25 protein-coding genes and 1 tRNA gene are annotated in these 24,701 nt (G+C 62.8%); 15 read left to right on the top strand and 11 right to left on the bottom strand.

All coding sequences use genetic code 11. From position 1 onward, the window contains the following. Window positions 1-21: 21 nt before the first annotated feature. Complete coding sequence (locus BLT75_RS19110) at window positions 22-723, bottom strand: response regulator transcription factor (RefSeq protein WP_093035657.1); 702 nt, start codon at window positions 721-723, stop codon at window positions 22-24. 338 nt (window positions 724-1,061) lie between these two features. Between BLT75_RS19110 and BLT75_RS19105 the strand changes: the two genes are divergently transcribed. The 7 genes from BLT75_RS19105 to BLT75_RS19075 all read left to right on the top strand — a co-directional run bounded on the left by BLT75_RS19105 (window position 1,062) and on the right by BLT75_RS19075 (window position 7,221). Continuing rightward, entirely contained in the window at window positions 1,062-2,660 is a 1,599-nt protein-coding gene (locus BLT75_RS19105) for a phosphoenolpyruvate carboxykinase (protein ID WP_093035654.1), read from the top strand. A 367-nt stretch (window positions 2,661-3,027) separates the two neighbouring features. Further along, window positions 3,028-4,053: a type I glyceraldehyde-3-phosphate dehydrogenase gene (gene gap, locus BLT75_RS19100; protein WP_093035763.1), complete on the top strand. Its 1,026-nt coding sequence runs from the start codon at window positions 3,028-3,030 to the stop codon at window positions 4,051-4,053. 49 nt (window positions 4,054-4,102) lie between these two features. Further along, window positions 4,103-4,474 (top strand): winged helix-turn-helix domain-containing protein, encoded by a 372-nt coding sequence (locus tag BLT75_RS19095; protein ID WP_093035651.1) that lies wholly within the window; start codon window positions 4,103-4,105, stop codon window positions 4,472-4,474. Between the two features lie 129 nt (window positions 4,475-4,603). After that, entirely contained in the window at window positions 4,604-5,293 is a 690-nt protein-coding gene (modA, locus tag BLT75_RS19090) for a molybdate ABC transporter substrate-binding protein (RefSeq protein ID WP_093035760.1), read from the top strand. Between the two features lie 4 nt (window positions 5,294-5,297). Then, window positions 5,298-5,990: a molybdate ABC transporter permease subunit gene (gene modB / locus BLT75_RS19085; RefSeq protein WP_093035648.1), complete on the top strand. Its 693-nt coding sequence runs from the start codon at window positions 5,298-5,300 to the stop codon at window positions 5,988-5,990. Next, the gene (gene modC, locus BLT75_RS19080; RefSeq protein ID WP_093035645.1) at window positions 5,987-7,069 is read left to right on the top strand and encodes a molybdenum ABC transporter ATP-binding protein; all 1,083 of its coding nucleotides are present in this window, start codon (window positions 5,987-5,989) and stop codon (window positions 7,067-7,069) included. Before modB ends, modC begins: the two co-directional genes overlap by 4 nt. Before the next feature lie 76 nt (window positions 7,070-7,145). Then, window positions 7,146-7,221 (top strand) — tRNA-Val (locus BLT75_RS19075). Here BLT75_RS19075 and BLT75_RS19070 read toward each other — a convergent pair. After that, window positions 7,212-8,414: a LysR family transcriptional regulator gene (locus tag BLT75_RS19070; RefSeq protein ID WP_093035757.1), complete on the bottom strand. Its 1,203-nt coding sequence runs from the start codon at window positions 8,412-8,414 to the stop codon at window positions 7,212-7,214. The two genes, BLT75_RS19075 and BLT75_RS19070, sit on opposite strands and share 10 nt — an antisense overlap. Before the next feature lie 225 nt (window positions 8,415-8,639). Between BLT75_RS19070 and BLT75_RS19065 the strand changes: the two genes are divergently transcribed. The 3 genes from BLT75_RS19065 to BLT75_RS19055 are packed head-to-tail and all read left to right on the top strand — an operon-like array spanning window position 8,640 to window position 11,114. Next, entirely contained in the window at window positions 8,640-9,374 is a 735-nt protein-coding gene (locus tag BLT75_RS19065) for a PIG-L deacetylase family protein (protein ID WP_093035754.1), read from the top strand. Beyond that, window positions 9,374-10,045, top strand: coding sequence for a 4-carboxy-4-hydroxy-2-oxoadipate aldolase/oxaloacetate decarboxylase (locus BLT75_RS19060; RefSeq protein WP_093035642.1), 672 nt, complete (start codon window positions 9,374-9,376; stop codon window positions 10,043-10,045). The genes BLT75_RS19065 and BLT75_RS19060 overlap by 1 nt, the downstream gene beginning before the upstream one ends. Beyond that, window positions 10,038-11,114 carry a 4-oxalomesaconate tautomerase gene (locus BLT75_RS19055; protein WP_093035639.1) on the top strand — a complete coding sequence of 359 codons (1,077 nt, stop codon included), beginning with the start codon at window positions 10,038-10,040 and terminating at the stop codon, window positions 11,112-11,114. The genes BLT75_RS19060 and BLT75_RS19055 overlap by 8 nt, the downstream gene beginning before the upstream one ends. Window positions 11,115-11,126: 12 nt before the next feature. On the opposite strand, the gene BLT75_RS19050 is transcribed toward BLT75_RS19055, so the two are convergent. From BLT75_RS19050 to BLT75_RS19025, 6 genes are all read right to left on the bottom strand, one after another. Further along, entirely contained in the window at window positions 11,127-12,083 is a 957-nt protein-coding gene (locus BLT75_RS19050) for a VOC family protein (RefSeq protein ID WP_093035636.1), read from the bottom strand. 11 nt (window positions 12,084-12,094) lie between these two features. Further along, window positions 12,095-13,399 (bottom strand): TRAP transporter large permease, encoded by a 1,305-nt coding sequence (locus tag BLT75_RS19045; RefSeq protein WP_093035633.1) that lies wholly within the window; start codon window positions 13,397-13,399, stop codon window positions 12,095-12,097. Then, window positions 13,396-13,905, bottom strand: coding sequence for a TRAP transporter small permease (locus BLT75_RS19040; RefSeq protein ID WP_093035630.1), 510 nt, complete (start codon window positions 13,903-13,905; stop codon window positions 13,396-13,398). Before BLT75_RS19040 ends, BLT75_RS19045 begins: the two co-directional genes overlap by 4 nt. Next, complete coding sequence (locus BLT75_RS19035) at window positions 13,906-14,886, bottom strand: TRAP transporter substrate-binding protein (RefSeq protein ID WP_093035627.1); 981 nt, start codon at window positions 14,884-14,886, stop codon at window positions 13,906-13,908. It lies immediately after the preceding gene. Window positions 14,887-15,036: 150 nt separating this feature from the next. Next, the gene (ligM, locus tag BLT75_RS19030; RefSeq protein WP_093035624.1) at window positions 15,037-16,443 is read right to left on the bottom strand and encodes a vanillate/3-O-methylgallate O-demethylase; all 1,407 of its coding nucleotides are present in this window, start codon (window positions 16,441-16,443) and stop codon (window positions 15,037-15,039) included. 27 nt (window positions 16,444-16,470) lie between these two features. Continuing rightward, window positions 16,471-17,196: a GntR family transcriptional regulator gene (locus BLT75_RS19025; protein ID WP_093035621.1), complete on the bottom strand. Its 726-nt coding sequence runs from the start codon at window positions 17,194-17,196 to the stop codon at window positions 16,471-16,473. Between the two features lie 166 nt (window positions 17,197-17,362). Between BLT75_RS19025 and BLT75_RS19020 the strand changes: the two genes are divergently transcribed. From BLT75_RS19020 to recO, 5 genes are all read left to right on the top strand, one after another. Next, window positions 17,363-18,097, top strand: coding sequence for a sulfite exporter TauE/SafE family protein (locus BLT75_RS19020; RefSeq protein ID WP_093035751.1), 735 nt, complete (start codon window positions 17,363-17,365; stop codon window positions 18,095-18,097). Window positions 18,098-18,837: 740 nt separating this feature from the next. Continuing rightward, window positions 18,838-20,532 (top strand): acyl-CoA dehydrogenase family protein, encoded by a 1,695-nt coding sequence (locus tag BLT75_RS19015; protein WP_093035618.1) that lies wholly within the window; start codon window positions 18,838-18,840, stop codon window positions 20,530-20,532. Window positions 20,533-20,703: 171 nt separating this feature from the next. Then, a complete protein-coding gene (era, locus tag BLT75_RS19010; protein ID WP_093035615.1) occupies window positions 20,704-21,609 on the top strand; it encodes a GTPase Era in 906 nt (301 codons plus the stop codon). A gap of 58 nt (window positions 21,610-21,667) precedes the next feature. Then, complete coding sequence (locus BLT75_RS19005) at window positions 21,668-21,997, top strand: DUF1491 family protein (RefSeq protein ID WP_093035612.1); 330 nt, start codon at window positions 21,668-21,670, stop codon at window positions 21,995-21,997. A 62-nt stretch (window positions 21,998-22,059) separates the two neighbouring features. Further along, window positions 22,060-22,785 carry a DNA repair protein RecO gene (gene recO / locus BLT75_RS19000; protein ID WP_093035748.1) on the top strand — a complete coding sequence of 242 codons (726 nt, stop codon included), beginning with the start codon at window positions 22,060-22,062 and terminating at the stop codon, window positions 22,783-22,785. Here the strand turns inward: recO and BLT75_RS18995 are convergent. Genes BLT75_RS18995 through lepB form a run of 3 tightly spaced genes read right to left on the bottom strand, consistent with a single transcriptional unit; the run spans window position 22,769 to window position 24,683 of the window. Beyond that, window positions 22,769-23,161, bottom strand: coding sequence for an META domain-containing protein (locus tag BLT75_RS18995; protein WP_093035609.1), 393 nt, complete (start codon window positions 23,159-23,161; stop codon window positions 22,769-22,771). The two genes, recO and BLT75_RS18995, sit on opposite strands and share 17 nt — an antisense overlap. Then, a complete protein-coding gene (gene rnc, locus BLT75_RS18990) occupies window positions 23,161-23,850 on the bottom strand; it encodes a ribonuclease III (protein ID WP_093035606.1) in 690 nt (229 codons plus the stop codon). The genes BLT75_RS18995 and rnc overlap by 1 nt, the downstream gene beginning before the upstream one ends. Further along, on the bottom strand, window positions 23,847-24,683 hold the full coding sequence (gene lepB, locus BLT75_RS18985; protein WP_093035603.1) for a signal peptidase I: 837 nt from the start codon (window positions 24,681-24,683) through the stop codon (window positions 23,847-23,849). The genes rnc and lepB overlap by 4 nt, the downstream gene beginning before the upstream one ends. Window positions 24,684-24,701 lie beyond the last annotated feature (18 nt).

Genomic DNA, 24,701 nt, shown 5'->3' with positions numbered 1-24,701 from the left:
CGTGCCACCCGAACAGGGCGATTATTCTTCGTTGTATCTGTAGCCGATCCCGTACAACGTCTCAATCGCGGCAAAATCCGGGTCCGCGGAGCGCATCTTCTTGCGAAGGCGCTTGATATGGCTGTCGATGGTCCTGTCGTCGACATAGACCTGATCGTCGTAGGCCACGTCCATCAACTGGTCGCGGCTCTTCACGAAACCAGGGCGTTGTGCCAGTGCCTGCAGCAGCAGGAATTCGGTCACGGTCAGCGATACGTCCTGCCCCTTCCAGCTTACCGAATGGCGCAGGGGATCCATGCGCAAATGACCGCGCTCCATCACCTTGGTTTCGGGGGTGGTTCCGGTCACGTCGCCGGCAACAGCTTCCTGGCGCCGCAGAAGGGCACGGATCCGTTCGACCAACAGCCGCTGAGAGAAGGGTTTCTTGACATAATCGTCGGCCCCCATGCGAAGGCCAAGCACCTCGTCGATTTCATCGTCTTTAGAGGTCAGGAAGATCACCGGCATCTGGGTCTTCTGCCGCAACCGCTGCAACAGGTCCATTCCGTCCATCCGCGGCATCTTGATATCCAGCACGGCCATGTCCGGCAGTTTCTTGTTAAACGCGTCGAGGGCGGCCTGACCATCGTTATATGTCTCGACTTCGAAGCCCTCGGCCTCGAGGGTCATCGAAACGGACGTTAGAATGTTTCTATCGTCATCAACCAAAGCAATCTTTGACATCGTGAGTGCCCCTATACTGCTCGTCACTGTCTTATTTTTGTCCCATTCATCGCTCTTTTGGAGTTGCGAATCAATCCGAAACTGCGACTCGCCGGCTTCCCAGTGATGATTGAGACAAAAAAATCCTAACCCGATCTGAATTCATGCGATTGATATCCGCAGAAATTTCATGGTTGCGCTAAACTGCATCTTGGTTGCGCTAACTGCGCCAAAGCGTCCTGTTCATGGCCCGAAGCGTCATGTTAAGAGGCCCTCACGCCGGTCCTTGTGCCGGCTCAAAGCCCCAAGGGCGCGATGGCGCCGCAACGGCCAAGCCGCCGACACACGGAGAATGACGCATGACATCTGGACGGGTTAACCCTCAATTCCGCCTCGAAGATCAGGGCATCGAGGGACTGGGCAATGTCTATTACAACTTCATGGAACCGGCACTGATCGAAGCCGCGCTGAAGCGGGGCGAAGGCACGCTTGGCAATGGCGGCGCGTTCCTGGTCACGACCGGCAAGTTCACCGGCCGCTCGCCCAAGGACAAGCACGTGGTCAAGACCGACAGCGTGGCCGACAAGATCTGGTGGGAAAACAACGCGGCGATGAGTGCAGAGGGCTTCGATGCGCTTCATGCCGATATGCTGGCGCACATGAAAGGCAAGGATTACTTCGTGCAGGATCTCGTCGGCGGCGCCGACCCAGCCTATGCGATCAATGTCCGCATGATCACCGAACTGGCATGGCACAACCTGTTCATTCGTCACCTGCTGCGTCGTCCGTCGCGCGAGGACCTTGACGAGTTCGTGGCTGATTTCACCGTGATCAACTGTCCGAGCTTCAAGGCCGATCCGGCCAAGCACGGGTGCCGCAGCGAGACGGTTATCGCGCTGAACTTCGATGCGAAACTGATCCTGATCGGCGGTACCGAATACGCAGGTGAAAACAAGAAATCGGTGTTCACCCTGCTGAACTATATGCTGCCGGAAAAGGGCGTGATGCCGATGCATTGCTCGGCCAACCACGCGGTCGGCAATCCGGTCGACACCGCGGTGTTCTTTGGTCTCAGCGGCACCGGCAAGACCACATTGTCGGCCGATCCCGCGCGCGTGCTGATCGGTGATGACGAACATGGCTGGTCGGATCGCGGCACCTTCAACTTCGAAGGCGGCTGCTATGCCAAGACCATCAACCTCAACGCCGAGGCAGAGCCCGAGATCTACGCGACCACCTCGAAATTCGCCACCGTGATCGAGAACATGGTGTTCGATCCCGAGACCAAGGAACTGGATTTCGACGATGACAGCCTGACCGCCAACATGCGCTGCGCCTACCCGCTGGAGTATATCTCGAACGCGTCAACGACGGCACTGGGCGGTCACCCCAAGAACATCATCATGCTGACCTGCGATGCCTTTGGCGTGCTGCCGCCGATCGCACGGCTGACCCCGGCACAGGCGATGTACCACTTCCTGTCTGGCTTCACCTCGAAGGTGGCGGGGACCGAGCGCGGCGTCACCGAACCGCAGCCGACCTTCTCGACCTGTTTCGGCGCACCGTTCATGCCGCGCCGCCCCGAGGTCTATGGCAACCTGCTGCGCGACAAGATCGCCCGCCACGGCGCAACCTGCTGGCTGGTCAACACCGGCTGGACCGGCGGTGCCTATGGCGTGGGCAGCCGGATGCCGATCAAGGCCACCCGCGCCCTGCTCACCGCGGCTCTCAACGGCTCACTCAACAATGCCGAGTTCCGCAAGGACGCCAATTTCGGCTTTGACGTGCCGGTTTCCGTCCCCGGTGTGCCCGAGGTCCTGCTGGACCCGCGCCGCACCTGGGACGACCAGGCTGCTTTCGACAGACAGGCAACCAAACTGGTGCAGATGTTTGCCGACAATTTCGAGCAATACGTCCCGTATATCGACGAGGACGTCAAAGCGGTCGCCATCGGCTGAACCGCCCGACCCAACAAGGGCCCCGCTTTCACGCGGGGCCTTTTTTGTTTGGGATTAACATTCAGCCAGACGTTTCGGCTCTGCCCGTACCGCGCGCGCTCCGAAGACGCCCGACGGACGGTTCGGCATGTCCGAAACCCATTCGACGATTCCCTCTCCTGACCTGTGATCAAACAGCAGGTGTCTAGTATGACCAGTTGAGTCATATCCGCCCGCTAGCATCCAGTTTTTCCCAACCTCGCAGGACTCCGGTCGCGAGATCAGCCATTCCTTGCCGCATTCCAGTCAGATTTCATTTGCAATCCCTTCATGTTAGCGCTAACAGATCCATGCGAACGTGCTGGTGTTCATGTCGATGGAGAAAATGATGACGCTGAAAGTTGCAATCAATGGGTTTGGCCGTATCGGTCGCGGTGTACTGCGGGCGCTGGTGGAAAGTGACGCCGACGACATCGAGGTTGTGGCGATCAACGATCTGGCAAGCCCGGAAACCCTGGCGCATCTGCTGAAATACGACAGTGTTCATGGACGCCTGCGTACCCGGGTGCTGATCGAAGGCGACCGCATGATCGTTGGCCGCAACACCATTCGTCTTACCGCGATCCGCAACCCCGAAGACCTGCCCTGGGGCGACGTGGATGTCGCCTATGAATGCACCGGGCTGTTCACCGACCGCGACAAGGCCGCACTGCATCTCAGGAACGGCTCCGGCCGGGTTTTGATCTCGGCTCCCGGCAAAGGGGCGGACCGCACCGTTGTCTTCGGGGTCAATGACCATGCGCTGACACCCGACGACCTGATCGTCTCGAACGCGTCCTGCACGACCAATTGCCTGGCCCCGCTGGCAATGGTGCTCGACCAGGCATTCGGAATCAAAACCGGCTACATGACCACGATCCACGCCTATACCGGCGACCAGCCAACACATGACACCGCTCATCGCGACCTTTATCGGGCGCGGGCGGCTTCGGTTTCGATGATCCCGACCTCGACGGGCGCGGCGCGCGCGATTTCCGAAGTGCTTCCTCACCTCAAGGGCCGGCTCGAAGGTTCGGCAATCCGGGTGCCGACCCCGAATGTCTCGCTTGTGGACCTCAGTTTCGTTCCCGAGCGCCCCGCCACCCGCGAGGCGGTAAATGCAGCGGTCAAGGCCGCCGCCGAAGGCCCGCTGGCCGGGATTCTCGCCTATGAGGACGATCCGCTGGTTTCTGCCGACTTCAATCACGACAGCCATTCCTCGTGCTTTGCCTCGGCCCAGACGAGTGTCACCGCAGACGGGCTGGTGCGGGTTGTCAGCTGGTATGACAACGAATGGGGTTTCTCCAACCGGATGCTGGATACCAGCCGCCGCATGGGCGCCCTGATCGCAGTTCCCTGCCGGCTCGCCGGGTAATCTGCCGACGCTCTTGTCGCGGGCGCGAAAGGACGGCAGAGTCGGCCGCATGTCCGACAGCCGCCCCGCGCCAGTGCAGAAATTCCGTATCGTTTTCGACGAAGGCGAGATGGTTGGCCCCGGCAAGGCCGAATTGCTGGAACGTATCCGGGAATCCGGTTCGATTGCGGCAGCCGGCAGGGCCATGGGAATGAGCTACAAGCGGGCCTGGCAACTGGTGGAGACGATGAACGCCATGTTCCGCACTCCACTGGTGGTTCGGGCCCGTGGCGGGGCGCAAGGCGGTGGCGCAAGCCTGACCGAGACCGGAGCTGCGGTTCTGGCCGCCTATCGTGATTACGAGACCGCGGCCCGCGCCGCCGGACAACCCCATGTCGACCGGCTGACCGCCCTGCTGCGGTCAAGGAACGAGAGCGTTTAGCTCTTGCGCCCGGCGTGGCGCGACGCGATATTTCCCCTCGAACATATCGCCCGCCGGAGATCCTTCTTGCCCGCCCTTGCCCCTCTTGCCCGCCTTGTGCTTTTTGTCCTGCTGCTGGCGGGCCCCGCCATGGCCGACCGGGTGACCGTGTTTGCCGCTGCAAGCCTGAAAACCGCGCTGGACGAGGCGGCCGCCGGGTTCGAGGCGGAAACAGGCCACGAGGTCGTGCTGTCTTTTGCCGGGTCCTCGGTCCTGGCGCGGCAGATCGGTCTCGGTGCGCCTGCGGACCTTTTTGTCTCCGCCAATGAGGACTGGATGGACAGCCTCGCCGACGGGGGACATATCGTTGAAACCTCGCGTCGCGACTTGCTATCGAACCGTCTGGTGCTGGTCGGGCCTTCAGGTCAGAAACCCGGCGATATGGCGCGCGCGCTCGCCGGCAATACCGGACGGGTTGCGATGGCCTTGGTCGATGCCGTGCCTGCGGGCATTTACGGCAAGGCCGCCCTGACCGAACTGGGGCTGTGGAACCTGGTTGCGCCCCGCGTCGCGCAAACCGACAATGTGCGGGCCGCCCTGGCGCTGGTTGCCACGGGCACGGCACCGCTCGGCATCGTCTATGCCACGGACGCCCTCGCCGAACCGCAGGTGAGCGTGATTGCAATCTTTCCCGATGACAGTCACCCGCCGATCCGTTATCCGGCCGCCTTGATCAGCGGTCGCGATACCGAGGCCGCACGCGACCTGCTGAACTATCTTTCGGACACCGAGGCGCAGGGGGTTTTCGCCCGGCACGGGTTCCTGCCCGTCGGGGATTAGACGGGTGGCGGTGCTGGGCCCCGAGGAATGGCAGGCCGTGGCCTTGTCGCTCAAGGTTTCGACCTGGGCGACGGTGCTGTCCCTGCCTCTGGCGGTGCTGGCCGCACATGCGCTGGCACGCTGGCGGTTTCCGGGGCGTGCGCTGCTGAACGGGCTCGTGCATCTGCCGCTGATCATGCCCCCGGTGGTGACCGGCTATGTGCTGCTCATCGTTTTTGGCCCGGCGGGCCCGCTTGGCCGGGCGCTGCAATCCATTGGCGTGGTCCTGGCCTTCAACTGGACCGGAGCGGCGCTGGCGGCAGCGGTGATGGGCTTTCCCCTGATGGTGCGCGCCATCCGCCTGTCGATCGAGGCTGTAGACCCTAGACTTGAACAGGCGGCAGCGACTCTGGGTGCGTCGCGCATGTGGGTGTTCCTCACCGTCACCCTGCCGCTGATCCTGCCCGGCCTGGTCGCCGGCGCAATCCTGGGCTTTGCCAAGGCCATGGGAGAGTTCGGCGCAACAATCACCTTTGTTTCGAACATCCCGGGCCAGACACAGACCATTCCCTCGGCCATATATGCATTTCTGCAGGTTCCGGGCGGCGAAACCGCAGCCGCGCGGCTGGTTGCTCTTTCCATTGCACTGGCCCTTGGGGCACTGCTGTTGTCGGAAACCGTGGCGCGCAGGGCAGCACGTCGGGTGGGCGGGCAATGAAGCTGGCCGTCGCGTTGCACCAGCCGCTGGGGGCGCTGGCACTGGACGTGGCCTTTACCGCGCCGCCGGGTGTTACCGTACTGTTTGGCCGATCAGGCAGCGGCAAGACAACGGTCGTGAACGCGGTGGCGGGCCTTCTGAAACCTGCCAGAGGACGGATTGCGCTGGGTGAGCATGTCTTGCAGGACAGCGATCGGGGCATCTGGTTGCCGGCGCATCGCCGGCGGCTGGGTTACGTATTCCAGGACGCCCGCCTGTTTCCGCATCTGAGCGTGCACCAGAACCTCCTCTACGGCCGCCGCTTTGCGCCGCGTGGCGCACAGCCCGAACCCGAGGCGCGGGTCATCGAGATGCTGGGCATAGGCCCGCTGCTGGACAGACGCCCCGGCGCACTTTCGGGGGGTGAACGGCAGCGGGTAGCGCTGGGGCGGGCGCTGCTGTCGGCGCCGCGCGCCATTCTGGCGGACGAGCCGCTGGCGGCGCTGGACGAGGCGCGCAAGGCCGAGATCCTGCCCTATTTCGAGAGACTGCGCGACGAGGTCGCGATCCCGATCCTCTATGTCAGCCATTCCGCGGCCGAGGTGGCCCGCCTGGCCACGACGGTCGTCGTCCTGCAGGATGGCCGGGTGATCCGGCAAGGCACGACCGAAGATGTGCTGAGCGACCCCTCGGTCACACCGCTGGGCGCCCGTGCAGCCGGTGCGATCCTGTCGGCGCGCGTGATTGCACATCACCATGACGGTCTGACCGAACTGGACGCCGGCGGCGCACGCCTGCTGCTGCCGCGCACCCTGCATCCGATCGGTACGCCTCTCCGGCTGCGCATCGCGGCGCAGGAAGTCATCGTCTCGCGTGCCCGGCCCGAAGGATTGTCGGCCCTCAACATCCTGCCGGGAACGGTCGAACAGATCCGGTCGGGCGACGGTCCAGGTGCGCTTGTGTCGATCCGTACGAAGGCGGGGACCGTGCTTGCGCGCATCACCCGCCGTTCTGCCGCCGCGCTGGCACTCTCCGAAGGCGTGGACTGCCACGCGGTCATCAAATCGGTCGCCATTGCCCCGGAAGACATCGGGCGCTGAACCCGCTCCGCGGATGAATGTTTTTGCCGCAACCCTCTTGCGCCGGTCGCCGGGCTTGGCTACATCCGGCCGGCAGGGGTGATTAGCTCAGTTGGTAGAGCGCTTCGTTTACACCGAAGATGTCGGGAGTTCGAGTCTCTCATCACCCACCATCCCCGGCCTCCATCGAACGCCTTTCCTCCGCTGTTTGACGGATGGCATCCAGCATCAGGCGCTGTCCGACCGTGGGTTTCCAGCCACTGCGCAGCGTGATTCCGATCTGGCGTCCCGGCGGGTGAAAGGCGACGTCGAGACGCTTGAGCAACCCTCGCTGCAATTCGGCATGCGCCTGGGCCGCCGGAATGCATCCCAAGAGCTCGCTCTGGCCCAGCAGTTCACGCATCATCAAAACCGATCCGCTTTCGATCAGGCTTTGCGGCTGTGGCAGGCCCGCCTCGATGAACATGGAGCTGAACTGTTTGTGCACCGGGGTTCCGGCCCTTGGAACCACCCAACCGAACCTGACCAATTCAGACGCCGAAAGACTTCGGCGATGCGCCAGGGGGTGGCCGGGCCGCGACACGATCGCCAAACGGTCCTCGAACAGGAATTCCTGTTCGATATCATCGATCGGCGGTGGATCGCGCAATGCGCCCAGCAGCATGTCTATGCGCCCGCTACGCAGGCTCGACAGGAGTTCATCGTAAAGACCGTCATAAATCGCGACCCGCGTATTTCGCCGTACCTTTCGGAAACGGGCCAGGGCCCCGGGCAAAAGGGCAGTCCGGGACAGCGGTAGCGCTCCGATCACGATCAGCCCGCCCTCGTCCCCGTCCAGCTCTGCCAGATCCGTGGCAGCCTGCAGCAACTCGGCCACCATGAGCCGAGCGGCCCGGACAAGCGAACGACAGGCTCGGGTGGGAACGAGGCCAAAGCCGGTGCGGTCGAAAAGGGGGCGGCCGATCTCGCGCTCGAGCGTTGCAACGGCGCGGTGCACCGTGGGTTGCGACAACTGCATCTGGCGGGCGGCAAGGGTGAAGTTCTCGGCTTCGGCGGTCGCGATAATCGCCTGGAGCTGGGGCAAGGTCACCCGACGCGGCAATTGCGGCGCAATATCGGACAAGGCCGGATCGAGAAGATCAAACGCACGCCGGATCCGGCCGGCCAGAACCTGCCCCCGGTCGGTGAGAAACACGCCATTGACGGTACGGCTGATCAGGGCGCCTCCCGACAGGGTCTCAAGCCTGTGCAGGGCGTGTGTCGCGGCCGGTTGTGTAACCCCGCAGGCATCCGCGGCCGCAGTCAGGGTCCGCAGGTCGACAACCGCAAGAAACAGCCGCAGGTGGCGCAGGTTGGAGGTGATCATATCGTACCAGATCCATGGGCTGACCGTTTCATTCAAGGCCTGTCTATCGTCGCACCTTATGTCGAATTTCGATCTTCATCATCATATCCAAGCGATTCAAGATGCCAGAGCCGCCCTTGCCACAGAACAGCTATAGCATGTGTTGATACTGTGGCACGGGGTTTTCAATTGTACCGCCACAGACATGATGCGACCCTGACATCGGTTCCAAACGGAGGGAAAATGATGCCTGACGGCAAGACAGCCCTGGTCATCAGCGCCCACGCGGCCGACTTTGTCTGGCGGTGCGGCGGCGCTATCGCGCTTCATGCCGAAAAGGGGTATGCGGTCACCGTCTTGTGCCTGTCCTTCGGTGAACGGGGCGAAAGCGCGAAGTTGTGGAAGCAGCCGGGTATGACGCTGGAGCGCGTGAAGGACGCCCGCCGGAAAGAGGCAGAGCGCGCCGCCGCCGCACTGGGCGTGCACGATCTGGTCTGCCTTGATCTGGGCGACTATCCGCTGGAGCTTTCGCGGGCCGACAAGGACCGCGTGGTCGACGTGATCCGGCAGGTCCAGCCTGCCTTCATGCTCAGCCATTCACAATACGACCCCTATAACACCGATCACATGTACGCCACGCAGGTGGCGCTCGAATGCCGGATGATCGCGCAGGCCTGGGGGCACAAGCCGGGCGAAAAGGTGCTGGGCGCGCCGCAATTGTACCTGTTCGAACCGCACCAGACCGAGCAGATGGGGTGGAAGCCGGACACGTTTCTCGACATCACGCCGGTCTGGGACAGGAAGCGCGCCGCCATCGAAAGCATGGAGGGCCAGGAACATCTCTGGGCCTATTACACCCGTGTGGCCGAACAGCGCGCCAATCACTTCAAGCGCAACTCGGGCGGCCAGTCCGGCGGGCGCGACTGCAAATATGCCGAAGGGTTCCAGTCGATCTTTCCCCGCACCGTGGATGAATTGTGATGGGGGTCGTGGTGCAGAACATCGCGCGCGCAACACAAGACGTGATCGACGGTCTGGCGGCGGCAGGCGTGGCGGCCGTGCACGAGGCGGCAGGTCGTATCGGATGCCTTGCGCCCTGCCTGCGCCCCATCTGGCGCGGGGCGCAGGTGGCCGGATCGGCGGTCACCATCAGCGCACCGCCCGGCGACAACTGGATGCTGCATGTGGCGATCGAACAACTGCGGGCGGGCGATATTCTTGTACTGGCCCCGACGAGCCCCTGCACCGATGGCTATTTCGGCGACCTGCTGGCGACCTCGGCCATGGCGCGGGGATGCCGGGGGCTGGTGATCGACGCGGGCGTACGCGATGTGCGGGCGTTGGAAGAGATGGGATTCCCGGTCTGGTCCAGGGCGATCTCGGCGCAGGGGACGGTGAAGGAAACGCTGGGGTCGGTCAATGTGCCGGTGGTTTGCGGCGGGCAAGACATCGAGCCCGGCGACGTGATCGTCGCCGATGACGATGGCGTCTGTGTGGTCAGGCGCGCGCAAGCGGAAATCGTACTGGAGGCGGCGCGCAAGCGGATGGCGGCGGAAGAGGAAAAAAGGCGCAGGCTGGCCGGTGGCGAGTTGGGTCTGGACATGTATGACATGCGCGGGCGGTTGGCCGACAAGGGTCTGAAATATGTCTGAGCCCTGGGAAGACGGTATCCCCTGCCTCTGGATGCGCGGCGGCACCTCCAAGGGTCTGGTTTTCCTGGCCTCGGACCTGCCGGGGGATCGGACCGATCTGGACCCTTTGCTGCTGAGGATCATGGGCAGCCCCGACCCGCGCCAGATCGACGGCGCAGGCGGAGCCGATCCGTTGACGTCAAAGGCAGCGATACTGTCCCCATCCGGACGCACGGATGCGGATGTCGATTACCTGTTCCTTCAGGTCTATGTGGAACAGGCCACGGTCAGCGACGCGCAGGGATGTGGGAATATCCTGGCGGCGGTCGGGCCGGCGGCCATCGAGCGGGGGCTTGTCCGGGCAGAGGACGGCGAAACCCATCTGCGTATCCACATGGTCAACACCGGCGAGGTTGCCGAAGCGCGCGTTTCCACGCCCGGTGGCAAGGTGACCTATGCGGGAACGGCATCGCTGGATGGCGTGCCAGGCCGGCACGCCGCAGTTTCGCTGACGTTCCGTGATCTGGCCGGATCCATTTGCGGGGCGCTGCTGCCGAGCGGTCAGGTGCTGGACAGGATCGGCGGCGTCGACTGCACCCTGATCGACAATGGCATGCCCTGCGTCATCCTGCGTGCCGCCGACCTGGGTGTCACCGGCAAGGAGAGCCGGGCGGAACTGGATGAAAACGCGTCCCTGAAACAGCGGATCGAGGCAGTCAGGCTCGCCGCCGGTCCCCGGATGAACCTGGGCGATGTCGCCGGGAAATCAGTGCCGAAGATGGTGCTGGTCTCGCCCCCGGTCAGCGGAGGTGCGATCCACACCCGCAGCTTCATTCCGCATCGCTGCCATGCTGGTATCGGGGTGTTTGGCGCGGTCAGTGTGGGGACCGCCTGCGCCCTGCCCGGCTCGGTCGCCTATGACCTTGCCGATCGGCCGGACGACGGGAATTACAGCATCGAACACCCGACCGGAGCGGCCGAGATTCGGCTGGAGACGGACGACACCGGACGTGTGACCGGGGCCAGCCTGACCCGTACCGCGCGCAAGATCATTGACGGACGGGTGTTTCCGGCCCCCGTGCGGGGCTGATCGTACCGGCCGTCACCCCTTGGCCGGCGGAGTGCCGTGGGTATGGAAGGTCTCGATCGTCTTCAGGCCCCAGGCCTGCCCCTTCTTGCGTTCCGCCTCGGTCCACGTGACCGTCTGCCAATCGGGATCGAGGATCAGCCTAGCACCGGCATTGGCCAGTTCCACCCGGTTGCCGGCCGGTTCCCAGACATAGAGGAAAAAGGTTCCCTGGATCGCGTGCTTGTGCGGGCCGGTCTCGATATGAACGCCGTTTTCCAGGAAGACATCCGCGGCGCGCAGGATATCCTCGCGCTGGTCAGTGGCATAGGTGACGTGGTGCAGGCGACCGTTGCCGCGCCCGTGCTCTTCGGTGCAGGCGAGATCGTAGGTCTTGTTGTTCACGGTGAACCAGCAGCCGCCCAAACGCCCGTTGTCGAGTCTGATCTGCTCGGTAACCCGGCTGCCCAGGCAGGTCATCATGAAATCGCGGAATTGCGTCACATCCTCGCTGAGCAGGTTCAGGTGGTCGAGCCGACGCGGACAGGCGCCCTGCGCGTGGAATTTCGACGACATGTTCTTGAGCGCCGGACGGTCCGCCTCGTCGGGCTGATACCGCACAGTGTCCCAGTAGAGTTCGAACACATGCCCGAACGGGTCCTCGAAGCGAAAGGCGCGGCCATGCCCCGGATCGCCATCGACCCAGCCATGCACCTTGTAGCCCGATGCGGTGATGGCCGCGACCCGGCGCTCCAGCGCCTCGGGACTGGACACGCGATAGCCGATATGGCCGACGCCCGTCGTGTGGTGCGCGGTGAGTTTCAGCGAGTGGTACTCGTAATCATCCCAGGCCCGCAGATAGGCGCTGTCGCCGTCGCGGCCCGAAAGTTTCAGACCGAAAACGCGGGTGAAGAAATCGAGGCTTTCGTCGAAACGGTCGGTATAGACCTCGACATGGCCCAGATGCGCGACATCGAAACAGGGTTCGGACATGGCGGCCTCCGTCAGTTGAACATGGTATTGGGCAGGATCAGCGCGATCTGCGGAAAGGCGATCAGCAGGCCAAGCGTGACGATCATCGCACCCCAGAATGGCAGTACGCCACGAAAGATGTCACCCAGAGGCACCTTGGGAGCGACCGTCTTGACGATGAACACGTTGATGCCCACCGGCGGCGATATCAGCCCCATTTCGAGCGTCAGCACCACCAGCACCCCGAACCAGATCGGATCAACCCCCATTTGCAGCACGACCGGGAAGAAGATGGGCAGTGTCAGCACCAGCATGGCGAAGCCTTCGAGAAAGCAGCCCAGGACGAGGTAGAAGAAGAGGATCACCAGCAGGGTACCGGTCACGTTCAGGTTCAGCCCGGCCAGAAAGTGGCCGACGACCTCGGGGATATGACTGAGGGCCAGGAACGGGTTGATCATGTGCGCGGCGATCAGGATCAGCATCACCGTGGCGGTGGTCACGATGCTGTCGCGGCAGGCATCGGCAAAGGCGCGGAACCCGAGCGTCCGGGTGATCAGGCCATAGAGGATCACCAGACCGGCGCCAACGCCCGCGGCCTCGACCGGCGAGAAGAACCCGCCGTAGATACCACCGATGGTCAGGGCTATCACCAGAACGATGGGTAGGGCGCCAACCATGGCACGTGCCTTCTCGCCCATGCTGGTGCGCGGGCCAGCGGGGCCAAAATGGGGCCGGACAAGGCAGATCAGCGTGATGGTCAGGACAAACATCGCCAGCAGCAGAATGCCCGGCAACACTCCGGCCAGGAACAGCCGCCCGATGCTCTGTTCGGTCAGGATCGCATAGATCACGAAGCCGGTGGATGGCGGGATCAGGATGCCCAGCGTGCCGCCCGCCGCCACGCTGCCGGTCGACAGGCGCGGGTCATAGCCGAAGCGGTCCATCTGAGCCAGGCTGACCTTGCCCATCGTCAGCGCCGAGGCGACCGACGAGCCGGACAATGCGGCAAAGCCTCCGCAGCCGATCACCGTGGCCGATGCCAGCCCGCCGCGCACGTGGCCGATCACCGCATAAGCGGCGTCGTAAAGCTGCCGGCTCATGCCCGTGTGGCTGGCCACATTGCCCATCAGGATGAACAGCGGGATCACGACCAGTTCCGGGTTCGACGCCAGCGTGAAGCTTTCCGAGGCCAGAAGCCCCATCGCAGCGCCCCAGCCGTTCAACACCCATATCCCCAGAAACCCGACCAGAAACATGGCAAAGGCCACCGGAATGCGCAGAGCCAGCAGGAGGAACAAGCCGGCAATGCCGGTCAACCCGATCGCACCCGCGCTCATTGCGGCAGCCTTTCTGAACGGACATCACGACCGGAAAGAGTCAGTTCCAGCGCCCTGAGCGCCATGCCGAAGGCCGCAACCAGGGAAAACCCGCTGAGCGCCCATTGGAACCAAACCTTCGGAAGGTTCAGCAGATTGGTGGAAAGGTTCAGCATCTGACTAAGTTTCGCGCTTTCCCACACCGCCCAGGCGATAAAGACGAAGATGACCGCGCCCAGGACAGCAGCGCAGATGTCGATGATGCGGTTCACGATCCGGGGAAACCTGCGTTCCAGCAGATCAACGGAAATGTGCCCGCCCTGCCGGTCGCACAGCGCCATACCACCGAACACGAGCAAGACCATCACCATGGTGACCACGTCCTGTGACCCGAACAGAGGATGCCCGAAAACCCGCCCGATGACGTCGACGAGGATCACGCAAATCTCGAGGACCAGCGCCAGGGCGCCGATGGTCGCGGACAGGCCGATCAGCCCGTCCGCGACCTTGCGTAGCTTGGTCAGCACCTACTGGCCCTGCATCGCGGCAAGGGCCGCCTCGCCACCGACCGAGGCGACATAAGCGTCGACTACCCCGGCGACAGCGTCGGCAAAGGCTTGCGCCTCGTCGGCACTCAGGTCGACGATGGTGTTCTTGCTGTCTGCACGGGCGGCCTCGATCGCCGCATTTGCGGTGACGTTCCACGCATCTTCGGCGGATTTGGACAGACCCGGACCCGACGCAGCGTCGATCGCGGCCTTCTGGTCATCAGGCAGGCTGTCGTATTTTGCCTGACTCATCACGGCGTAAAACGCCAGACGACCCAAGTTTGCCCCGAAGGTGAAACTGTCGGCAACCTCGTCCAGCTTGAAATCGCTGAGGGTCGATGAGCCGGTGACCACCCCGTCGATCAGACCGGTCTGCAGCGCGTTGTAGACCTGGTTGATCGGCATCTGCACCGGGGTCGCCCCCATGGCCGATACTACTTCGGCCGCCGTGGCGCCAGCAACGCGCAGCTTCAACCCCTGGAGATCGGCCGGTGTGCGCACGACCTTGTCCTTCATGATGAAGATGTTGGGCTCCGAGGTCCAGATCGCCAGCGGTTTGGTGCCAGGGAATTCGCCGGCCAGGTTGTCGTCATAGGCATTCCAGAGTGCCTCGTATCCCGGCGCATCCAGCGGGATCACCCCTGGAAGCTCGACGATCATCGTCTTCTGGAACTGTGACGAGGTGTAGCCCGGCAGACCCCAGGCAATGTCGGCTACGCCCTGCAGGACGCGTACATATTGTTCGACCGGTCCCGCCCCAAGTTCGCCGCCGTGATAGCCGCGAACGGTCAACGCACCACCCGTGGCCGCGCTCACATCGGCATTCAGTTTTTCAATGACACTTGCATTGACCGTGTGAAACGGCGGAGTGAAATTCGCGAACTTCAGCTCTTCGGCCCGAGCACCGGCGGCACAGAGCACGGCCAGTGCTGCCCCTGCAAAGAAGTGCTTTATCTTCATTGTCTTCCTCCCATATATGGACAGATCCTGTCAGGTTCTGGACCGCAGGTTAAAAGGAAAGCCTCCCGCGGGCCTATTCGTTTTGGGTGCAGCCCATAAATTCTTGCTATTTCGGCATATGTGCCCCGGAGCGTCCGGGGCACATATTGCTTACTCGGCAACCCGCGTGCGCCAGCTGTCGGCATAATTTTCCCGCGCTTCCTGGGCATAAGGCGTCGGCGACACGCGCACCCGGATTTCGGCCTGGCGGTGACGCTCGGTCGAGGTTTTTGCGGTATCGTCCGGCTCGCCCCATTTCAACGTCAGGATATCGCCGACCTGCACGTCCTGATGCACCACGCCAAGCGACAGCAGGCAACGCTCGTTGAAGCTGTAGCCATTGAACATCGACATGCCGACCATCTGGCCATCGCGCTCGATCCGATCGGCCGAGGATGACGCATAGTTGGGCTGCGGGAAATCGATCCACTTGCAGGGCGTGCCCTGCTCGAACGCGCTGGCGATAACTGCAAGCACATCATCCCGGTTCCACTCGAAGGTGACCTTCTTGCGGTTCTTCGGGCTGCCCTTCATCGCGGCCAGGGCCTCCTTGCCGATGAAATCGTCCTTTTTCCAGCCGATGTAGAAGTCATAGCCCAGTTCGAACGGGTTCACGTAGTAGTCTTCGATGTTGTCCGACACGAAACTGCCGCCGATGGCCCCCGCGGCCTCGTACATATCGGCCCCCAGCCAGTCGCGATAATCGGCCAGCATCCCGCCTCCGGTGTAGATGCCCGGCAGCGGCGACGGGATCCACCCCGATTCCAGCGTATTGGTGGAATAGGCGCGGCTGCCGCACTGGACGAGTTGTACGTCCGCATCGCGCGCAGCCTGGAGAATGGTCGAGTGGATGTAGTCCTTGTCCTTGTAAGGCCCCCAGATCTCAAGACCCGGCGCACCGGACATGCCGTGGCGCAGCGCCTGGACCTTTTTCGAGCCGACATTGATCCAGTCGACATGGAAGAACTTGATGTCGGGGATCGGCCCGCCGTTCATCTTTTCAAATATCTTCGGCGCATCCGGCCCCTGGATCTGAAAGCGGTAGTGCTCGCGCAGAACGCGCTCTCCCTCTGGGCGCGAGGGCGAGCGGGGATCGTAGCGCAGGCGCACGTTCCACTTGCCCCAGGCGGCGGCAAACATCAGCCAGTTCGACGTCGGGGCGCGCCCGACCAGGATATATTTGTCCTCGCGCTCGCGAAAGATGATGTGGTCACCGATGACATGACCCGCCGGCGTGACCGGCACGAAATGCTTGGCGCGGTTCAGGTCGAAATTTGCAAAACTGTTGATGCCGTGATGCGACAGGAACTCGGTCGCCTGCGGGCCTTCGACGATCACCTCGTCCATGTGATGGCTCTGGTCGAACAGCACTGCCGTTTCGCGCCATGCCCGCTGCTCGTCGCGCCAGTTCTGGAACTCGGGCGTCACCACCGGATAGACGTACATCCCGATCCTGGAATTTCGCAGCATTTCAACCGGCGAACTCCATTGCTTCATCACATCGCTCAAACTCGGCATATCTTTTCTCCCTGAAAAAGCCTCGGTTCAATCTGCGACCAGCGCCAGCCCCGGCACCTTTCCGGCCAGGCTGGGCTTCTCGCGCATCACGTATTCAAGATTGGTTCGCGCCAGACGCGCGTGTTCGCGGGCCAGCGCTTCGGCCCGCGCCCCTTCGCGCGCCAGGATAGCCTCGAAGATCGCCCGGTGCTGGGTCTGCGCCCGGCGCAGGCTGTCGCGGAAATCCGGGATCGTGTCCTGCCCCTGCAGGAAGGCTGTCGGCGACGCTGCGGGCAAGCGGTTGGCGCGCTCCACTTCGCGCGCGACAATGCTTGAACCGGCCAACCGCGCGAGCAGACTGTGGAATTCTTCATTCAGCGACACGTAAGCCCTGAAATCCAGTTCCGGCGAAACCACGGCATCCAGCGCATCGAGCACCTCGGTCATCCGTTGCGCCAGCGCGGGCACGGCGCCACGCTCGGCCGCAAGCCGTGCGGCGGTGCCTTCAAGCACGCCGCGCAATTCGATCGCATCCATGATGTCAGCCATGGAAAAACTGGCGACCCGGCAGCCGCCTGTCTCGATCCGCTCCAGCAGACCTTCGTCGACCAGCCTGTCCATCGCCTGCCGCAGAGGCGTGCGCGACAACCCCAACCGATCGGCCAGGGAGGTTTCCGGCAGGCGCGCGCCACTCGGAAAACTGCCATCAAGCACCAGCGAGCGGAGCTCGATAAGCGCCTTCGTAAATTGTGTCTTGCGATCCTGCCGGTTCATGCCCCTCTCCCAAAGCACGAATGATGGAACAGTATTTTTGTATACATGATTTGTCAATATCGACGATTTTTGGTGTATTTCTTCATGATTTCTCGATTGTTGTATACCGAAATTGACCGACAGCGCGTTTACTGTGTTTGAGAATCAGCTTTTCCCGGGGGAAATCATGGAAGAAGGGCTAGTGATGGCCTTTGTCGCCTTTGCCGCCGGCGGGTTGCTGAAGGGAGCGATCGGGGCAGGCACGCCGGTTGTCGCGGTGCCCATCATGTCGATCTACTACGGCGTGCCATTTGCCGTCGCGGTTTTCGCGCTCCCCGCGTTTCTGTCAAACCTGTGGCAGTTGTGGATCTTTCGCGCGGAACTGCCCGCCGGCCGTTTCGTCGCGACCATGATGGTCGCTGCGGCCACCGGAGCAGCGTTAGGCAGTCTGATGCTGGCAAGTCTGCCTTCGCAACTTCTCATGGTCGTCGTCGCCGGAATGGCGCTGGCCTATGTTGCCTTTCGACTGAAGCGCCCTGACTGGCACCTGCCCTGGAAAACCGCCGAAAGGGTTGTGGCTCCGGTAGCTCTGGCTTCGGGCATCATGCAGGGGGCGGCGGGTATCTCCGCGCCCTTGTCGCTGACTTTCGTAAGTGCGTTGGGGCTGACACGACCTGCCTTCATCGCCACCATTTCAGCCTTTTTCCTGTCGATGTCGGTCCTCCAGTTGCCGACACTGTGGACGCTGGATATCCTGACCCCACAACGGTTGGCGATCAGCTTGGGCGCCTGTATCCCCCTGTTCGGAGCAATGCCGGTCGGGGCTTGGCTGGCCAGGTTCGTGGATCGCCGCACATTTGACCGGGTTGTCCTGTTCTTGCTGGTCGTGGTGGCACTGCGTCTTTTGCATGAAGCTGTCTGACGAAAAACCCGGTATCATTGCTGATACCGGGTCATGAACTTGAAAAAGCTTTTCAGCTGCCACCACTCACTTTATCGCAGCCATATAGAGTATTTGAGGGTACGCCTTTGGTGCAGTGTGTCAATAAGATACTGGATCACCAGCGGCACTTGGCGTATGGAACGGTGACGAATTCAGCACTTCGTAATTAATTCTGAACAGTTATTGGCAGAACCCGCAAACTGTTTCAAAACTGGGAACGAGTTCTCGGCCTGGAAGTTCTCAGCCCGGTGGAACGTGACATGTAAAATGCCACCACGGAACTGTTCGACACCCACAATCAATGTGCTGTGCATCACGGCCCTCTTCCGCTGGCCTCGTGACCCGTTTCTCCATGGCGACCTCCGTACAGAACCTGTGCTTCCGGAATATCCAAGCCGCGCCAGCCCTTTCGTTCTGCTACATGGCCTGCGGGCATTCAGCGCCTGGTTGCTCTGGGCTGGCGGGTTGTCCCGGCATTCCGCCGGACGTACTGACATCTCTTGGAGGCCCCCAGAGCGGCAGGTTGATGTTGCTCTTTTTCTTTCGACTGGCACCAAACCGGAACTAGGTCGAACACCAGATGACGTGCTGGCCGGATTACGCTGCAATGCAATATTCCATTGCGCAATTTTCATACCCGCCAAAAGCACGCCGCGCATTTTTGTTGCGCTGCATGTGCAAAATGATATGACCGGACCGACCACGAGAGGATGTGATTCATGGCCCATGACGGACAGGACCCGATGACGATGACCACGCAAACCGTTCTTTTGCCCGACCTTCTTCGCCTGACGAAAGCAGCGCTTGCCCCGGTGGATGCGCTCTTTGAACGCGCACGCGATTCGGTCAAGGGAATGGTCAGCGAAGACGGTCGCGTTTCCGGTAGCCTGATCGACGCAAACCAGACCGCCGCGCATGGCCTGTCGTGGCTGGCCACCTATCAGCAGTCACTGCGCCAGATGCAGCGCTGGGCCGAAGCGTTGCACTCCGAGGGCAAGTTCGGCGAAATCGAGCAACTGATCCACCAGATCGCCTTTGGCGAGTACCTCTGGCAGATCCATGGCGGCATTCAGATGAACCAGGGCGAAATCGTCCGGCTTCAGGATCTGGGCCTGACCCAGGATGACGCCCGCGGCCTGTTGACACCCGAGGTCGTGATGCTCTGCGACAAGGGCAACACCCAAGCCGCCCGCGTTCGTCTGGTCGAACTGATGCAGCAGCAGGCCGGTGCCACCATGTTCGGTGCCTCGGGGCTCGACGAAGAACTGGAGATGATCCGCGACCAGTTCCGCCGCTATGCGGTGGAAAAGGTGGAACCCTTTGCGCATGACTGGCACCTCAAGGACGAGCTGATCCCGATGGAGGTCATCGAGGAACTGGCCGAGATGGGCGTGTTCGGCCTGACCATTCCCGAGGCATTCGGCGGTTTCGGCCTCAGCAAGGCGTCGATGGTGGTGGTCTCCGAGGAACTGAGCCGGGGCTATATCGGCGTCGGTTCGCTGGGCACACGCTCGGAAATCGCTGCCGAGCTGATTATCGCTGGCGGCACCGACGAACAAAAGTCGCAATGGCTGCCAAAGATCGCCAGCGCCGAAATCCTGCCCACAGCCGTCTTCACCGAGCCGAATACCGGCTCGGACCTGGGCAGCCTGCGCACCCGCGCTGTCAAGGACGAGAATGGCGATTACAAGATCACCGGGAACAAGACCTGGATCACCCATGCCGCGCGTACGCATGTGATGACGCTGCTGGCCCGGACCGATCCGGACACCACCGATTACCGCGGTCTGAGCATGTTCCTTGCCGAAAAGACGCCGGGCACCGACGCCGAGCCCTTCCCCACGCCTGGCATGACCGGGGGCGAGATCAAGGTATTGGGCTATCGCGGCATGAAGGAGTACGAACTCGGCTTTGATGGTTTTCACGTCAAGGGCGAGAACCTCCTCGGCGGAGAAGAAGGCAAGGGTTTCAAGCAGCTGATGGAGACCTTTGAGAGCGCCCGCATCCAGACCGCCGCCCGTGCCATTGGCGTGGCGCAATCGGCGCTCGACATCGCCATGCAATATGCGCAGGACCGCAAGCAGTTCGGCCGCGCTCTGATCGATTTCCCGCGCGTGGCCAGCAAGCTGGCGATGATGGCGGTTGAAATCATGATCGCGCGCCAGTTGACCTATTTCAGCGCCTGGGAAAAGGACCATGGCCACCGCTGCGATCTCGAGGCCGGCATGGCCAAGCTGTTGGGCGCGCGCGTGGCCTGGGCCGCGGCCGACAACGGATTGCAGATCCACGGCGGCAACGGGTTCGCGCTGGAGTACAAGATCAGCCGCGTCCTGTGCGACGCCCGCATCCTGAACATCTTCGAAGGCGCTGCCGAGATCCAGGCCCAGGTGATCGCCCGACGCCTGCTGGGCTGAGTCACCCGATACACCCCTTCGGCCCGGGCCTTGGTCCGGGCCGATTTCATTTCGGTCTTGCACGAGGTCGCAAAAGGGATCCTGCGTCCCGCCGCGACGCAGCTGCAAATGCCCTCTGGTCCGCGTAGGCAAAACCCTGTAGGGGATTGGCCTTGCAACCAGGACCAGCCCATGACCACACGCGCCGGATTTGTCGCCCTGATCGGAGAGCCCAACGCGGGCAAGTCGACCCTGCTGAACCGCATGGTCGGAGCCAAGGTGTCAATCGTCACCCACAAGGTGCAGACCACCCGCACCCGCATTCGCGGCGTGGCGATGGAGGGCGAGACGCAGATCGTTTTCGTCGACACACCGGGCCTGTTCCGGCCCCGCCGCAGACTGGACAGGGCGATGGTCGCAGCCGCATGGGGCGGCGCGGCAGATGCCGATATCGTGGTGCTGATGGTCGAAGCCCACCGCGGCATCACCGAAGGGGTCGAACGCATTCTCGACGGTCTGGCCGAGATCGCAACAGGACGAACCGTCGCCCTGGCGATCAACAAGATCGACCGGGTGCCGGCGGAAAAACTGCTGGGCCTGTCGCAGGCACTGAATGACCGGTTCCCCTTTGCCCGGACCTTCATGATATCGGCCGAACGTGGCCACGGGGTGGACGGTATGCGCAAGTGGCTGGCCGGGGAACTGCCCGAAGGCCCCTGGCTCTATCCCGAGGACCAGATCGCCGACCTGCCCCTGAGAATGATCGCAGCCGAGATAACCCGCGAGAAACTGACACTCAGACTGCATCAGGAACTGCCCTACCAGCTGACGGTGGAAACCGAGAAATGGGAAGAGCGCAAGGACGGCTCTGCCCGGATCGACCAGGTGATCTATGTGATGCGCGACGGCCACAAGGGGATCGTGCTGGGCAAGCGCGGCGAGACGGCAAAGGCGGTCGGGCAAGCAGCGCGTGCCGAACTCGAAGAGTTCCTGGACCGCAAGGTGCACCTGTTCCTGCAAGTGAAAGTCCGGCCCAACTGGCTGGAAGAAGCCGAGCGCTATTCCGAGATGGGGCTCGATTTCAAGGACGGCAACTGAAGGGTGCCGTCCAAGATTTTTCGTCGAAAAATCTTGTGCCCCAAGGAGAGGACAGCGCATGGCGCGGCTGACGGCTGAGTTCTGGGTACATGCCTATCTGGCGCGTCTGCGGCTGAACGACATCCCGGCCTTCGTGACGGCCCATGGCGATGACACGGCAGGCGCTGTCCTGATCAAACTCAACACGCTCGATGGGCGCGCCAAGGCGCTGCATCGTGAATACGACCTGATGAGCGGTGCACGGCGCTGGACCGAACTCGCCGCTGGCGACGAGGCCGAGGTGGATGCCGCCATCGCCCGCCAGCGCGGGTTCGACCCTGATCTCTGGGTGATCGAAGTCGAAGATCGGCAGGGCCGGCACCTGCTGGGCGAGGACGGGCTGGAATAACCGGCCTTGCCGCCGCGCCCCGGTTGCGGCCATTCTGCCGGTGGCGTTGAGAGGGGATCATGGTGGACTGGCGCGAGCAGGGAATATTGCTGACCGTGCGGCGCCACGGCGAAAGCTCGGCCATCATCGAAGTCTTCACCGAAGAGCATGGGCGGCATGCCGGTGTGGTGCGCGGCGGGACCAGCCGCAAGATCGCCCCCATCCTGCAACCCGGAGCGCAACTGGATATCGCCTGGCGTGCGCGGCTCGAGGATCACATCGGCAGTTTCACGGTCGAGCCCGTGCGTTCGCGCGCCGCAGTGGCCATGTCCGGGCGGCTGGCATTGGCCGGGCTGAACACGGTTGCGTCCCTCCTGTCCTTTTGCCTGCCCGAACGGGAACCGCATCCGCACCTTTATCACCACACCGAGCGCCTGCTGGATCTTCTCGGCCAGGACGAGATCTGGCCGCTCGCCTATCTGCGCTGGGAGTTGTCCTTGCTCGAGGAACTCGGCTTCGGCTTGGACCTGAGCGCCTGCGCGGTGTCGGGCACCACCGAAGGGCTGGTCTATGTTTCGCCCCGCACCGGCCGCGCGGTCAGCGCGGCTGCGGCAGGTGAATGGGCCGGCCGATTGCTGCCGCTGCCCGACTGTCTGCGCGGCGTCGGCCCTGCACCGGATGCCGAGATCGCCCAAGCGCTGCGCACGACCGGCTTTTTCCTGGAAAATCGCGTCGCCCCGTCGCTGGGCAACCGCGCCTTGCCCGAAGTTCGCGGCCGGTTCGTCGACCTCGTCAGTAGGCTGCCGTGAACAGCATTTCGTGCCCCGCCTCATTCCGCAGGATCAGCACGTCGCCCGCGACTTCGGCTTGTTCCATTGCCATGAGCGCAGCGAAGAACACGCCTTCGGCCTCAAGCTCGGGACAGGCCCTGCGCGTGGCAGCAAGCCCCTGGATCTCGAACCAGGGATAGGGAACGTCGAGATGGCCCGAAAAGCCGTTGCACGGCCCCTGCCCGGCAACCAGCCCCGTCTCGGGAAAGCCGAGCGTCGCCGTCGCGTGAAAGACCAGACCGTCGATACTCTGTAGAACCCAGGTCCGTCCACCCGCCCCGTAGGCGGCGACGGTCTCATCCTTCGCACAAAAGCTCAGGGACAGAACTGGCAGCAGCCAGGCCGCCCGCAGCATCAGCCCGCCTCGGTTTTCAGCCGGTCGAGCAGAGCGCGCGCGGCAGCCTGTTCGGCCTGACGCTTTGCCCCGGCGGTGGCCCTGGCCTCGCGGCCATCCGTCAGGCGGACGACAATGGTGAAAACAGGCGCATGGTCCGGGCCGGATCTGGACAGCAATTCGTAGCTGGGCGGCTTCTGTCCGCGCGCCTGCGCCCATTCTTGGAGCGAGGTCTTGGCATCACGGGCATCCTCTTCGACCTGGTGAATGCGTGCGCCCCAGAGACGCAGGATGACCTCTTGTGCCGCGTCGAACCCGCCGTCCCGATAGATGGCGGCGATCACCGCCTCCATCGCATCGCCCAGCAGCGCCAGCTTGCGCCGGCCGCCCGACATCATCTCGGAGCGGCCCAGCTTCAGCACGGCGCCCAGGTCGACCTGACGCGCCACATCGGCACAGGTCTCCTTGCGCACCAGCGCGTTGAACCGAGGCGCGAGTTGACCTTCGGTCGCGCTCTTGTCGGCCTCCAGCAGGGCGGATGCCATCACCAGTCCCAGGACCCGGTCGCCCAGGAATTCGAGCCGCTGGTTGTCGGCCCGCGTCGGCGAGGAGATCGAACCATGCGTCAACGCGCGCACCAATAGTTCGGGCCGGTTGAATTCATACCCGAGGCGCTCCTGAAAGGCCAATATGTCTGCCGACAGTTTCACTCGATGCCCTTGAAGAACCTATCGCTCCGCCAGGTCCAGAAGAACAGCATGGAACGTCCCGCAGAGGAGAACATGATCCGGTCGGCCCGACCGATCAGGTTCTCGTAGGGCACATATCCGACGCCGCCAGCGGATTGCGGCAGGCGACTGTCGCTGGAATTGTCGCGGTTGTCACCCATGAAGAAATAGAACCCCTCAGGCACGGTATAGACGCCGGTATGATCCGAGGCCTGGTTGCCGATGTTCAGGATCTTGTGGCTGACGCCGTTGGGCAGGGTTTCGATCTGGCGGGATTTCTGACAGACGCCGCCATCGCCGACAGGCCCGTTCTCGCACCGCGGCCGGAGACGCTGCGGCCCCTGTGCCTGGGCCAGTTCCTCGAACACCCCGTCATCCTCGAGTTTCACAGCCGCGTCGTTGATGTAAAGAACCCCATCCTTGACCTGGATCCGGTCCCCCGGCAGACCGATCAGCCGCTTGATGAAGTCGCGCCCCGAGACCGGATGGCGGAACACCACCACATCTCCCCGCTCGGGCGTGCCTCCCAGAATGCGGGTATTGTCGCCCTTGAGCCAGCCGCAGACATCCTCGGCATCGATGTCGATGCCGAAACGCGGGATCACCAGGCTGGGGCACGAGGCGTAGGAGTATCCGTAGGCCATCTTGTTGACGAACAGGAAATCGCCGATCAGCAAAGTTTCCTTCATCGAACCCGAGGGGATCCAGAAGGGCTGAAAGAACAGGGTGCGAAAGACGCCCGCGATCAGCAGGGCGTAGACGATGGTCTTGATCGTCTCGACAAAGGAATTTCCGGACTTGGCTTTGCTGGCCATTCGGCTCTCCAGTTTCAG

It is taken from the genome of Ruegeria marina (genome assembly GCF_900101475.1).
Taxonomy (GTDB): Bacteria; Pseudomonadota; Alphaproteobacteria; order Rhodobacterales; family Rhodobacteraceae; genus Ruegeria_B; species Ruegeria_B marina.
Note: the sequence above shows the minus strand (reverse complement) of the source record. Positions and strands in the feature narration are given on the sequence as shown.